This window comes from Fodinibius sp. GM21 (assembly GCF_058386955.1).
The window spans coordinates 581850-595091 of record NZ_JBYEIQ010000003.1 but is presented as its reverse complement, the minus strand read 5'-3'; the positions used below and the strand labels follow the sequence as shown (position 1 = coordinate 595091).

11 protein-coding genes are annotated in these 13242 nt (G+C 44.3%); 8 read left to right on the top strand and 3 right to left on the bottom strand.

Annotation, left to right across the window (positions count from 1 at the left end):
* The first annotated feature begins 23 nt into the window (after nt 1–23).
* The 8 genes from ACT3IB_RS09870 to ACT3IB_RS09835 all read left to right on the top strand — a co-directional run bounded on the left by ACT3IB_RS09870 (nt 24) and on the right by ACT3IB_RS09835 (nt 10866).
* The gene (locus tag ACT3IB_RS09870; protein ID WP_491538840.1) at nt 24–236 is read left to right on the top strand and encodes a helix-turn-helix transcriptional regulator; all 213 of its coding nucleotides are present in this window, start codon (nt 24–26) and stop codon (nt 234–236) included.
* A gap of 160 nt (nt 237–396) precedes the next feature.
* The gene (locus tag ACT3IB_RS09865) at nt 397–1173 is read left to right on the top strand and encodes a hypothetical protein (RefSeq protein ID WP_491538839.1); all 777 of its coding nucleotides are present in this window, start codon (nt 397–399) and stop codon (nt 1171–1173) included.
* A 173-nt stretch (nt 1174–1346) separates the two neighbouring features.
* Nucleotides 1347–1922, top strand: coding sequence for a hypothetical protein (locus ACT3IB_RS09860; RefSeq protein WP_491538838.1), 576 nt, complete (start codon nt 1347–1349; stop codon nt 1920–1922).
* Between the two features lie 125 nt (nt 1923–2047).
* Nucleotides 2048–4465, top strand: coding sequence for a type I restriction-modification system subunit M (locus ACT3IB_RS09855; protein ID WP_491538837.1), 2418 nt, complete (start codon nt 2048–2050; stop codon nt 4463–4465).
* Nucleotides 4456–5712 carry a restriction endonuclease subunit S gene (locus ACT3IB_RS09850; protein ID WP_491538836.1) on the top strand — a complete coding sequence of 419 codons (1257 nt, stop codon included), beginning with the start codon at nt 4456–4458 and terminating at the stop codon, nt 5710–5712. Before ACT3IB_RS09855 ends, ACT3IB_RS09850 begins: the two co-directional genes overlap by 10 nt.
* Nucleotides 5713–5991: 279 nt before the next feature.
* A complete protein-coding gene (locus tag ACT3IB_RS09845; RefSeq protein ID WP_491538835.1) occupies nt 5992–7116 on the top strand; it encodes a Fic family protein in 1125 nt (374 codons plus the stop codon).
* Complete coding sequence (locus ACT3IB_RS09840; protein ID WP_491538834.1) at nt 7116–10163, top strand: type I restriction endonuclease subunit R; 3048 nt, start codon at nt 7116–7118, stop codon at nt 10161–10163. Before ACT3IB_RS09845 ends, ACT3IB_RS09840 begins: the two co-directional genes overlap by 1 nt.
* Entirely contained in the window at nt 10153–10866 is a 714-nt protein-coding gene (locus ACT3IB_RS09835) for a M48 family metallopeptidase (RefSeq protein ID WP_491538833.1), read from the top strand. The genes ACT3IB_RS09840 and ACT3IB_RS09835 overlap by 11 nt, the downstream gene beginning before the upstream one ends.
* Before the next feature lie 841 nt (nt 10867–11707).
* Here the strand turns inward: ACT3IB_RS09835 and ACT3IB_RS09830 are convergent.
* From ACT3IB_RS09830 to ACT3IB_RS09820, 3 genes are all read right to left on the bottom strand, one after another.
* A complete protein-coding gene (locus ACT3IB_RS09830; protein WP_491538832.1) occupies nt 11708–11938 on the bottom strand; it encodes a hypothetical protein in 231 nt (76 codons plus the stop codon).
* 14 nt (nt 11939–11952) lie between these two features.
* A complete protein-coding gene (locus ACT3IB_RS09825) occupies nt 11953–12354 on the bottom strand; it encodes a hypothetical protein (protein WP_491538831.1) in 402 nt (133 codons plus the stop codon).
* Between the two features lie 125 nt (nt 12355–12479).
* Nucleotides 12480–13184, bottom strand: a complete 705-nt coding sequence (locus tag ACT3IB_RS09820) for a hypothetical protein (protein ID WP_491538830.1) — start codon at nt 13182–13184, stop codon at nt 12480–12482.
* Nucleotides 13185–13242: the final 58 nt, after the last annotated feature.

Here is a 13242-nt window from a genome sequence, read left to right as displayed (position 1 = left end):
TCAAAACTAAAAGCCTATAAGCTATGAGCAATTCAGATCTCCAGATATTACGCCCGAATGAAGTATGTAAGTTACTTGGTGGTATACATATATCCACACTCTACCGGTGGATGGATGAAGGAAAGTTTCCAGTTCAAAAACTACAGCTTGGCCCCCGGGCTGTTGGGTTTCGCCAATCCGAAGTAAAAGAATGGTTGGATAATGGTGGTAATGCTATTGAAAAAGATAGTAGATAATGAAACGACCACCAGTCAAAGAGCAAGCTTCCAGTGAAATAGTCAATAAATTACCGGTACCTGTTGATAGGTTGAGCAATTGTTTAGCCAGTTCCCTTGTGCTATTTCTCAGTTCACCTATTAGGCAAGACAGGTGAATTAAATGAAGCCGGCCTATATAATGATACCCGTGGAATTGGCTTTATTCTCTCTCGCGAGCTCACGTATGGTTAGAGTTCGTCCCGTACAAACATTCCTTGCTTCAAAGTTTGTTTTTTATTCTGGTAAGGCAAGAAAGCAGCAACGGCCTGCTAAACAAATTGCAGAGTTTACGGGTGTGAGTGAGCGAACGGTATATAGGCATTTTTCAGAATTATTTAACTGGAACTGGATCGGTTATAATCATGCCGCTGGATGGTATCACTTTAGAGGGTTTAATAGAATCCACAAAATTGAGAACTGGCAGTTTGCCAGAGCCGCAGTAATGTACCCAAAGGATTTAGACAATTTTAAAGAATACTTGGCCGGAGTTGTTTGTGCATCTCTGGCAATAACAGGAAGGAGGCAGCGGTCAGAGCCAAAAATAGGGAGAACCATCAACGGCTCCGAGCCACCCGCTGCCTCTATTTCCTTATCCAGTCTTTCAAATATTTTAGGGCTTTCTATTAATACAGCACAACGGCTAAGAAGTAGCGCAGCTGGAGTTGGCTATATTAAGAATAAACAATCTTATGCCGAGGTTCTTAACTGGACCCCAGCAGAATTTACGGAACTTAAGAAACAGGACCTAATCCAGCTTCCGGTGAAACTCAAGGGAAATCCAACAAAAAGATTCGTAAGTATTGATAGAATACGGTACCGGAATAACAAACTCTTTCTACAGGAACCTAATATTGTGAAATCCTTGATACCGATGGGACGTAGAAGAGGGTTATCTTGCTATGCCCCTAAACCCTAACCTAATGTTACCCTTAAATGTCAACGGATAAAATAAAAAGAATTACTCGGGGATCTATTTCTTTTAATTGATGAAGTAATATTGGGCAATTGTATAATTCTCAATCTAATATTTTAGTAGTATAATAATTACGATATTGCCAGCTTAAACTATGATATCACCAATTATTTATTATGGATATTGACGTCAACTTCCAGGGGCCCTATTCTTTTAATAAAGGGAATGACTTAATTTTCACTTCTCCCTATGCGCAATCACCGGGAGTGTATTTATGGGCGTTTCGCCAGGAGGAGGATGCCTCATATCTTATTCATTACGTGGGGCAAACCAAGTCAATGGGGAAAAGACAAAAGGAGCATTTGATCCATACCCTGGGATTTAATTACGGAATCTTTGATCCGGATAAAGCCTCAAAGGGTGAATGCGTTCAACTCTGGGGAGGTTTATGGAGAGATAAAAGTTCCCAAGGACCTGTTAAACAGTTAGAAGCATATCAGCAACATCATGAGGATGCGGTAAAGTATATCCAATCTATTAGTATTTTCTTTGCTCCGCTGGATATCAAAGCTAAACTTCTCAGGCAGGTTGAGGGGTGCATCGGGTGGAACCTGAGAAATAATCATCCCCAGCATAAAGTGTTGTATCCTGATGATACTCACATAGGTAGAAACCAAGATGGATTAGGCGGCAATCTTATCATTACTACCCCTGAAGATATTAAAGGACTGGATTCAGTAATTCCGTATTAAGTTTGTTAAGATTTATTATTGGTCTAATTACTAAGTCAATTCTTATCAAAATCCATCTTTATAAGTGCCCTTAGAATATTATTTTAAATCAAAATCAATTCCAGGGATACAACTTCAAATAATATATGGCTATCAAGAAAAGTGATCTTTACTCCTCCATCTGGAAAAGCTGCGATGAGCTGCGCGGCGGGATGGATGCCTCCCAGTACAAGGATTATGTGCTGACCATGCTCTTCATTAAATACGTATCCGATAAGTATGCCGGGCAGGATGATGCCCTGCTGGTAATTCCCGAGGGATCCAGCTTTGACGATATGGTGAAGCTCAAGGGCAAGCAGGATATCGGGGACCGCATCAATAAGGATATTATTGCACCCATTGCCGAGGCCAACGGACTGCAGGGCGTGATCGACCAGACAGACTTTAATGACGACGATAAGCTGGGCAGCGGCAAGGAGAAGGTAGATCGCCTGAGCCGGCTTATCGGTATTTTCCAGAACGATGCCCTGGACTTTGCCGACAACCGCGCCGGCGGGGACGACCTGCTGGGCGATGCCTATGAGTACCTGATGCGCCATTTTGCAACCGAGAGCGGCAAGAGCAAGGGACAGTTTTATACCCCGGCCGAGGTCTCTCGCATCCTGTCGAAAGTGGTAGGTGTAGAGCAGGCGGACAAGCCCACGGATACGGTTTATGATCCCACCTGCGGGTCGGGATCGCTACTGCTGAAGGTAGCCAACGAGGCTGATGTTGATATTACGATTTATGGACAGGAGATGGATAACGCCACTTCGGCGCTGGCCAAGATGAATATGGTGCTGCATAATCAGCCGACAGCGGTGCACAGCATCAAACGCGGTAATACGTTGGCGGATCCCAAGTTTACGGAGAACGGCGGACTCAAACGCTTCGATTATGTGGTAGCGAATCCGCCCTTTTCCTATAAGGCGTGGACCAACGGACTGGATCCGCAAAATGATTTTTATGGCCGTTTCGACGGTTTTGGTGTGCCGCCCAAGAGCAACGGGGATTATGCATTTCTGCTGCATATTGTTAAGTCAATGAAAAGCACCGGCAAGGCGGCGGTGATTCTGCCGCATGGCGTGCTGTTCCGGGGCAATGCCGAGGAGACCATACGCAAGAACCTGATTGAGCGTGGCTATATCAAAGGCGTGATCGGGCTGCCAAGCAACCTCTTTTACGGGACGGGCATTCCGGCTTGTATCCTGGTGCTGGACAAGGAGCAGGCCGAGGACCGCGACGGTATTTTTATGATCGATGCCAGTGAGGGTTATAAGAAAGATGGCAACAAGAACCGACTGCGAGACCAAGACATCCATAAGGTGGTGGACTATTTCCGGAGCCAGAGCGAAGCCGAAGGCTATGCCCGGATGGTCCCGAACGAAGAGATTGCCGACAACGATTACAATCTGAACATCCCTCGCTATATCGATACCACCGAAGAGGAGGACATCCAGGATCTCCAGGCGCATCTGAAAGGCGGGATTCCCGAGCGGGATATTGACGAGCTGGATCGATTTTGGCAGGTGTATCCTACCCTAAAACAAGATCTGTTTGAACCGCTGCGAGAGCAATATGTTGAATTAACGGTGGATAAGGACGCCATCAACGATATCATCTTTGCCCATCCGGAGTTTCAACAATACCAGCGCAAACTGGATGATGTATTTGAAGCCTGGAAGAATGAGCATTACGAAGACTTGAAGGGTATCACCGAAGACACCAGTCCCACAGAATTTATTGAAGACCTTTCGGAGGATCTGCTGAGGGCCTATTCGGATACCACGCTCATTGATAAATACGACATCTACCAGCACCTGATGGACTACTGGGCCGATACCATGAAGGATGACGTCTATATGATTGTGGAGGACGGATGGAAGGCTACCCTGGAGCCGGTACGAACCAGCACGGGCAAGATCAAAAAAGGACAGTTTGAATGCGAGCTCATTCCTAAGTCCCTGGTGATCGACCGCTACTTCCCGGATGAGCAGAAAGAAATTGAACAGCTTAAACAGAAGCAGGAAACGGCCGACCAGACGATGGACGAGCTGGAACAGGAGCATGCCCACGAAGATGGACTGCTGGGCAACTGCCTGAGCGATGCCGGCAATGTAACCAAGACCAATTTAAAGAGCCGGTTGAAGGAGATTAAAAACAGTCCTGAGGATGCCGAAGAATACGAAGTAGTTCGGGAATACAAAGACGCCTACGATGCGGCTTCCAAGGCCAAGAAGAAGGTGAAGAAAGCCGAAAAAGCGCTGCGCAAAAAGGTGAATGACAAGTACCCGGAACTATCGCCCGATGAGGTGAAAACGCTGGTGGTTGATGACAAGTGGCTGCCCGACATTCGTGGGAAGATTGAAGATGAAGTGGAGGCGGTGTCCCGCAGCCTCACCCAACGTTTGAAAGAGCTGGCCGAGCGGTACGATCGCGCCGTGGAAGAGATTGACTCCAAAGTGGAAGCGCTGGAGGAAAAAGTAAACAGTCACCTGGAAACGATGGGTATTGCATGGAAGTAGTTACCGAAAAGCCGAAAAAAAATACTGTTCCCGAAGGATATAAGCGTACCGAAGTTGGTGTGATTCCCAAAGATTGGGAGGAACAGGAGTTTGGAAATATTACAAAACCTTCAAGCTTAAGAATCTCAGCTGGTAAGACTGATAGGGATGATATTAGATGTATAGAACTTGAGCATATCCAGCAAGGAACTGGTCAAGTTGATGGATATTCCAATTTGCAAGACCAGAAAAGCACAAAAACTATATTTTCAGAGGGCGATGTTCTATTTGGTAAACTACGACCCTACTTACGTAAGTTTCATTATGCGGAATTTGACGGAGCTTGCTCTACTGAAATATGGGTCTTTCCAAAAGGTGATGGGGTTGACAGCAAATTTCTCTATTACATTGTTCAGTTAGATAGTTTTATTGAAGCTTCAAACAAGTCAACCGGTACACATATGCCTCGGGCAGATTGGGATGTGGTAAAGGAGCATAAAGTTGCCCTCCCCCCAACCGTTGAAGAACAGAAAGCCATCGCCGAGGCCCTGAGCGATGTAGATGCCCTGATTTCCGAACTCGATGCCCTTATCGAAAAGAAGCAGCAGGTCAAAAAAGGCGCCATGCAGCAGCTGCTTACCGGCAAGAAACGGTTGCCAGGCTTTGATGAGGAGTGGGAGGAGAAGAATTTGGAGGATATTGTTGATGTTAAAGGAGGGAAAAGGTTGCCTAAAGGATGGAGTTTACAAGATTCAGAAAATTCTTATCCATACATAAAGGTTGCTGATATGTACCAGGGTGGAGTTAATCTTCAAAATATTCAGTATGTACCTGAGGAAGCATATCATCAAATAAAAAACTATAGAATATTTATAGATGATTTATTTATCTCTGTTGCTGGTACTTTGGGAATAGTTGGAGAGGTTCCAGAAAAGTTAGACGGAGCAAATCTTACAGAGAATGCTGATAAACTTACTAACATTCAGTGTCATAAAAATTATCTCAAACATTATTTAATGTCTCCAGCAATACAGGATGAAATTGAGACAACTAAAACGATTGGTGCCCAGCCTAAATTAGCTATATCAAGAATTAAAGAATTTCCAATATATATTCCTTCCAATACCGAAGAACAAAAAGCTATTGCCCAGATTCTTAGTGACATGGATACGGAGATTCAGGCCTTGCAGTCTAAGCGCGCCAAGTACGAGCAAATCAAGCAGGGCATGATGCAAGAGCTGCTAACCGGGAAGACGAGGTTGGTGTGATCCTGTCCCGAGCGTGCTTTTCGTATATAGGATTGAGGTGGTTACCATCCTCATTTTATTTAAGGTTTTGGCTTTTATTTAATTAGATACGCGCTTAATTAACGTTATCAGCATTTCCTTAAATTAGGCTACGCTTTATTTAATATTATGATGATATCTTTAATAACCAGGTTAAATGGTTGCCTTATTTAAGGAATAGGCGATTGATTTAAATAAGTATCTTCCTTATTTAAGGAAAGATCCATTTAATTAAATAGTATAATTCTTATTAAAGGTTAAGTGAAAGACTTTAAAGCAGGTACATATATAAATCAGGATCATTACCAGAGTTTTCAGCCCAATCCCATGAATCGGCAGTGGCAGCTCGATAATATGGAGATCCTTAATCTATTGAGCCAGGCAGATCGGCAGCTGGGAAGGCTGGATATGTATTCCGAATATATTCCCAATATCGACCTGTTCATTAGCATGCACGTGGCCAAGGAGGCAACCCAGAGTAGTAAAATTGAGGGTACGCAAACGAACATGGAGGAAGCCCTTCTTGACAAAGAAAGTGTTGCCCCGGAAAAGAGGGATGACTGGGAGGAAGTGCAGAACTATATAGAAGCTATGGATGTAGCTATAAATGAGCTGGAGGAGTTGCCGTTTTCCTCTCGTCTGATTAAAAATACGCATGAGGTGTTAATGCAGGGGGTACGGGGAGAGCAAAAGCAGCCTGGCCAATTCAGAACGAGCCAGAATTGGATTGGCGGCGCTACGATCAACGATGCCCTGTTTATTCCACCTATTCCTGAGAGTATTCCAGACCTGATGAGTGATTTGGAATATTTTGTCCATAATGAGGAAATTCATTTACCGGATCTGATTAAAATTGCGATTGTTCATTACCAGTTTGAAACCATTCACCCATTCCTGGATGGTAATGGTCGAGTGGGCAGGCTTATGATTACGCTATATCTGGTCAGCAGAGATATTTTAAAGCAGCCCATTCTGTATTTATCTGATTTTTTTGAACGTCATCGCACCAAGTATTATGACAACCTTATGCGGGTTCGGGAAAAGGATGATATTATACAATGGATAAAGTTCTTTTTAGCTGGAGTTATTGAAACTGCCAAAAATGGTATCGAAACTTTTGACGCCATTATGCAGCTCCAGCAAAAAGTGGATGAAGATCTGCAGGAGATGGGCAAAAGGGTTGGCAAGGCGCAACGGGTGGTCCGACAATTATATGAGCGTCCCGTTATTACAGCTGAAGGGGTAAGTAAGGCTGCCGATGTCTCAATGCCTACGGCCTACAAACTCATAGACTCTTTAGAAGATCTTGATATATTAACAGAGGTAACGGGAGCAGAACGAAATAGACTTTACGTATTCAAACAATACATAAATCTTTTTGAATAATGAGTGACGTTGGACAAGTAGAGCGCAATACTCAAAATAGAGTACTGCAATTATTTCAAGAGCGCCTGGATTTTGATTACCTGGGCGACTGGCAGGACCGCGCCGATAACAAAAATGTAGAAGAAGAGCTGCTGCAGGAGTGGATGCAGGAGCAGGGCATCGCTCAACCGCTGATTAACAAGGCAGTGCACAGGCTCAGTCGCGCCGCGGCCGTGCAGATGGATGACTTGTATGACAGCAACAAAAAGGTCTATCGCATGCTGCGGTACGGGGTGAGCGTGAAGGCCGAGAAGGGGGCAAAAAAGGAAACGGTCCATTTTATCGACTGGGAGCATCCGCAGAACAACCATTTTGGAGTGGCCCAGGAGGTATCGGTGAAAGGAACGCATACCAAGCGTCCCGATATCGTGCTGTATGTGAACGGTATAGCGGTGGGCGTCCTGGAGCTGAAGCGATCGAAGGTATCTGTGGAAGAGGGCATTCGTCAGAATTTAGATAATCAGTCCAACCATTTTATTAAGCCCTTCTTCAACACCATACAGTTGGTGATGGCGGGGAATGACAGCGTAGGACTTCGGTATGGGACCACCGGCACGCCCGACCGCTTCTACCAGGAGTGGAAAGAAGAGACCGACCAAGAATTTGGCTATGTCCTCGACAAGCACTTGACGCAGCTGTGCAACAAAGAGCGCCTGATCGAGATCATGCATGATTTTATCCTCTTTGATGGGGGCAACAAAATTGTAAGCCGGCCGCACCAGTATTTTGGGGTGAAGGCATCCCAGGAGAGTGTTGCCGAGCGGCAGGACGGGATCATCTGGCACACGCAGGGTAGTGGCAAGAGCCTGACGATGGTATGGCTGGCCCGGTGGATTCGTGAGAACGTAACTGATTCGCGGGTGGTGGTGATCACCGATCGTACGGAGCTGGACAAGCAGATCACGCGAGTGTTCAATGATGCCAACGAAAACATGGAGCGAGCTACCAGCGGCGCGGATCTGATCGACAAGCTCAACAGTCACGATATCCCGCTCATCTCCTCGCTGGTGCATAAGTTTGGGGCGCGAGACGGGGAAGACGACATAGAACAGTATCTTGAGGACATCCAGAAGCAGCTGCCCTCCGACTTTAAGGCTAAAGGCGACATATACGTATTTGTGGATGAATGCCACCGCACGCAGTCGGGCAAGCTCCACAAGGCAATGAAGACCATCCTGCCCGATGCGATGTTTGTTGGTTTTACCGGCACGCCGCTGCTCAAAGATGATAAAAAGACCAGCCTGGAGGTATTCGGTCCCTATATTCATACTTACAAATTTGATGAGGCGGTAGATGATAATGTAGTGCTCGACTTGCGCTATGAAGCTCGGGACATTGATCAGAAGATTACCGACCAAGAGAGCATAGATGAGTGGTTTGAGGCCGAGACCAAAGGACTGAATGACTACGCGAAGATGCAGCTCAAGCAGCGATGGGGCACGCTTAAGAAAGTGCTGAGCTCCAAGTCGCGCTTGAACAAAGTAGTCACGGATATTTATAAAGATTTTGAGACCGAACCGCGTTTGATATCCGGTCGCGGTAATGCCATGCTGGTAGCGTCATCGGTAGCAGAGGCCTGCAAATATTACGAGCTCTTCCAGCAGACCGACCTGCGAGGACATTGCGCAGTGGTCACCTCTTTTGAGCCTAACATCAACGACATCAAAGGCGAAGAAACTGGACAGGGTGAAACTGAAGAGCAGCTCAAGTATCGGATCTACACTGAGATGCTGGATGGGCAGTCCACCGAGGAGTTTGAAGAAGAGGCCAAAAGGAAATTTGTGAATGAACCGGCGCGTATGAAGCTGTTAATTGTGGTAGATAAGCTGCTCACCGGCTTTGACGCCCCACCGGCTTCCTACCTGTACATCGACAAGTCGATGCAGGACCACGGCCTGTTTCAGGCCATCTGTCGGGTCAATCGCCTGGACGGTGATGACAAGCGGTATGGATATATCATTGATTACATGGATCTGTTCGAAAGTCTGGAAGAGTCGATTAGCACCTATACCAGTGGAGCCTTTGAGGGCTATGACGACGAAGATGTAGACGGGTTGCTGAAGGATCGCTACGAGCAGGCCAGAGAAAAGCTGGATGAAGCGCTCGATAAAGTGGAGGCGCTCTGCGAGCCGGTGCATCCCAAAACGTTAAAGGAGTTCAAGGAGTTTTTCGGTACCGATACCGACGGGAAGACCGAAGATCAGATCAAGGAGGACCAGGAGAAGCGCGTTAATTTCTACAAGATGGTATCCTCGCTGGTACGGGCCTACGGAGATCTGGCCAATGAGATGGATGAGGCGGGATATAAAGCAGAAGAAGCTGCTAATATTAAGCAAAAAGTGACCTTCTATTCGGATCTGAAGGAAGATATCAAGCAAGCCAGCGGCGATTACGTCGACTTAAAAACCTACGAGCCGGGTATGCGTAACCTGATCGATATGTATATTGACGCCGAGCACAGTAAAAAGATTTCCTCCCTCGATGATTTTACGCTGGTCGACCTGATTGTCAACAAGGGCATTTCTGCTGTAAATGAAGTGGTCTCAGAGAATATCCAACAGGACCAGGATGCAATGGCCGAGACCATAGAGAATAATATCCGCAAGGTGATTGTGGAGGAGCGTCCCGCCAATCCTAAGTACTACGATAAGATGTCGGAGCTGCTGGAGGAGCTGATTCGTAAGCGCAAGCAGGAGGCGGCCGAATATGCTCGGTACCTAAAGAAGCTGGAGAAGCTGGCGCGGAAGGTCAAGCGCAGTGAGGGGCAAGAGAAATACCCCGAAGAGCTCGAAACGGACGGGCAGAAGGCGCTGTATGATAATTTGGGTGAGGATAAGCAGCTGGCACTGGCCCTGGATGAGACCGTCCGCTATAACGCTAAAGACGGCTGGCGCGAGGAGAATCCGATCAAGGAACGGATGCTGCGGAATGCCGTTAAAAAGGCATTGCCCGGCAACTATAATCTGGATGAAATCATGGATATTATCCGCGAGCAGCATGAATACTGACATTGAGCAAACACAAATATCGGTATCCGGCATCGACATTGATGTGGTGAAGAAGGATATCAAGAATATGCACCTGGCGGTGTATCCGCCTACGGGACGCGTGCGGATATCGAGCCCTGCAGACATGAGCACGGAGTCGGTTCGTATGTTTGCTGTATCCAAGCTCGGGTGGATCAAGAAGCATATACGTGGCTTTGAAGAGCAAAATCGCCAGCCGGAGCGGCAGTATGTACAGCGGGAGAGCCACTACTTTAAAGGGCAGCGGTACCTGCTTAATATCATAGAGCGCGAGGCCCCACCCGAAGTGCAGATCCGTAATAAAAAGTATATGGATCTATATGTACGTCCGGGTGCCAGCCGAGAGAAAAGGGAAGAGGTAATCAAAGAGTTCTATCGGAAGGAGTTAAAGAAGCAGATCCCGCCGTTGGTTGAAAAGTGGGAACAGAAAATGGAAATGCAGGTAAGGGAGTGGCAAGTTCGCCAAATGAAAACAAAGTGGGGATCATGTATTACAGAGGATCAAAAGATCATCCTTAATCTTGAGCTGGCCAAGAAGTCGCCCGAGTGTCTGGAATATGTAATCGTCCATGAGATGGTGCACTTAGAAGAGCGTTTGCATACCGAGCGATTTAAGAAGCTGCTGGATAAATATATGCCCTCTTGGAGAGCTCGGCGCGAGCAGTTAAATGAGTTGGTCTTTTGATGGTTAGGAAGGTAATTTTATGGCAGAAATTTGTGAATGCAGGTTCAAGATTATTTTTGAGCATCAATAGTGTTTAGAGCTCGTAGCAAGCATATTGATGCTCGCGATGCTTGCATAAACTTGAACTTACTTGAACTGATTTAGAATATGATGACACAATGAGAGTGGTCTCAACAAGGAGATAGAAACAAAGAATTTACAAAGGAAAATATCTTAACACGGATACCCGATTAATGTCCAGGATGGGTAAACCTTGTAAAAGAAAACTTTAAGCATAAAGTGTATTTAGAGCTCATAACGAGCATTATAATGCTCGTTATGCTCACCAAATCTTTTAATCTCTTTTACTAATTGAGAATGTGACATCATCAATGAAGAGGTAGTATCCAAGACTTATCAATGAGAATTGCCTTCGCATGGACTGTCTCATTTAACGCCCAAAAGAGGTAACTTTATTAAAATAATCGGGGAAGCAGGTTCAAGATTATCTTTGAGCATAAGTAGCGTTTAGAGCTCTTGAGTAGCACATTGATGCTCATGATGCTTGCATAAATTTGAAATACGTTGAACTAATTGAGAATCAGGTGGTAAAAAATTGGTCCTACTTTTGACCACATTATGGTGTTCTGTTTGAACGAATTGTCATGAGGGTTCCGAAAGGATGATGACGATAGAATGAGCTACCTATTATTGCACCTAAAGAGTAATTTTATTGCTACAATTACTAAAGGATAGGCAAGATTTTTTTGGGCATTAGTAGTGTTTAGAGATCTTAAGCGGCATTTCCATGCTCAAAAATCTTGACATCTCTTGACTGTTTTAGGTATTAGACGAAGTAATGTTACTCACCTTTATGACCAATATATCGGACTGTTCCATCAAGTTTTGAAACTGAAAGGAGTTTTGATGAACCAACCCTTGGTTCGTCGAACAGCGAAAAACTTATTAAGATTTCGTTGCTGGGATTAGACCGATAAATCCCACTTGGAGGGGATGATTCGGAATGAACTTCTAAGTCAATGTTATCCGAGAGATATTTTTTGGCAAGTTTTAAGGCTTCATTTTCGGTCATGGGAGATATAATATTTATTCTCGAGTTACATAAATAGCCCTTCCTTTTGCAGTCTTTGTGTCACTTGCATCCCCGTAGAAAATACCTTCAGAGTTAAATCCAACTACTTCCCCAGATTTACTCTCAGTATTGGTTATAAGTATACCATTGGCCCCAATTTTTGCCGCCTGTTTTTTCAATTCCTTGATTGCTCGATCTGTAGCAGCTTGGGAAGATAACTGAATCTCACTTGAGGCCTCTACAATGCCAATGGTTTCGTATTCCTGAGGGGGGTCAAGATAAAGCTTAACATCATTCGGATTGGTGGCCGGTCTTTCATTCCCAGTTACAATAGCAGACCCGCTTGCACAACCGACTAATGTAAGTAAGCATACGAATAGTACTGTAGTTCTAAGGGTTTCTGTTATTCCTTTCATAAGCAAAACGCCCGTGATTAGGGCTGCCCGTAAGTTGTTGATTATTTAGTAATTAACGAAAGAAGTGGTTATAAAACCAATAGTCTTTAGGTAAAAAGAAAGTTAATACATAATTAAATTCCTACTTAACCATTTGGGTTCAATGCTTCAAAAATCACGTTTCTTTTCCTAATTCTTTTTGCTGTCGTAATTAGGCTTTCAATACCTTGAAGTAGTTCAATTGTTTCCCAAATTATATCGGTAAATTCATTTGTTGTATTTTTAACATCCGGCTCATTATTATTTCTTAGATGAATGGTGAAGGTACGTAGTTTAGTTAAAATCCTATCAGCTTTTAAACGAATACTAATTATTTGATCTGTTGTAAACCAAGGTAGAAAGGCAGCTTCTTCGTCACTAATAAATAATTTGTTTTCCCTTATCATTTCTAAAAAATCATCGATATCCTTTAGATCATTTTGAATTTCTTCTTCAGTAGATTCTTGAATAGTCTCAATCACTTCCAATAAATTTTTATCAAATTTCTCTTTGTGTTCATTAGAATATAGCTCTTTTATTTCAGCCTTTTGCCGATCTGTAATTTTCTGAAGTTCATTGGGATCATTTTTTATGATAGCGCCTTCTTTTTGTTCTTCATAAAGCTTTGCAACTGTAAAGAGATTGAGACCAGCTTCATTTTCAATTATAATTTTCGTCCAGTAATTTAGATATGCTTCGAGTTTAGTTGCTATCCTCTTTCTTTTATAGGCTTCTTCAATATTCTTTTTTAGAAATCCGCCAATAATCAAAGTAAATAATCCTAAAAAGAAAGCTATGATTTCTGATACCATCTATTTAGTACTTTTAATATTGAAGAGTGTATAGTAACATTGTAGCCTAAGTTGCAAG

Coding starts and splice junctions, on each gene's coding strand:
- ACT3IB_RS09870 (WP_491538840.1), top strand. CDS start 24: ATGAGCAATTCAGATCTCCAGATATTACGCCCGAATGAAGTATGTAAG.
- ACT3IB_RS09865 (WP_491538839.1), top strand. CDS start 397: ATGATACCCGTGGAATTGGCTTTATTCTCTCTCGCGAGCTCACGTATG.
- ACT3IB_RS09860 (WP_491538838.1), top strand. CDS start 1,347: ATGGATATTGACGTCAACTTCCAGGGGCCCTATTCTTTTAATAAAGGG.
- ACT3IB_RS09855 (WP_491538837.1), top strand. CDS start 2,048: ATGGCTATCAAGAAAAGTGATCTTTACTCCTCCATCTGGAAAAGCTGC.
- ACT3IB_RS09850 (WP_491538836.1), top strand. CDS start 4,456: ATGGAAGTAGTTACCGAAAAGCCGAAAAAAAATACTGTTCCCGAAGGA.
- ACT3IB_RS09840 (WP_491538834.1), top strand. CDS start 7,116: ATGAGTGACGTTGGACAAGTAGAGCGCAATACTCAAAATAGAGTACTG.
- ACT3IB_RS09835 (WP_491538833.1), top strand. CDS start 10,153: ATGAATACTGACATTGAGCAAACACAAATATCGGTATCCGGCATCGAC.
- ACT3IB_RS09830 (WP_491538832.1), bottom strand. CDS start 11,938: ATGACCGAAAATGAAGCCTTAAAACTTGCCAAAAAATATCTCTCGGAT.
- ACT3IB_RS09825 (WP_491538831.1), bottom strand. CDS start 12,354: ATGAAAGGAATAACAGAAACCCTTAGAACTACAGTACTATTCGTATGC.
- ACT3IB_RS09820 (WP_491538830.1), bottom strand. CDS start 13,184: ATGGTATCAGAAATCATAGCTTTCTTTTTAGGATTATTTACTTTGATT.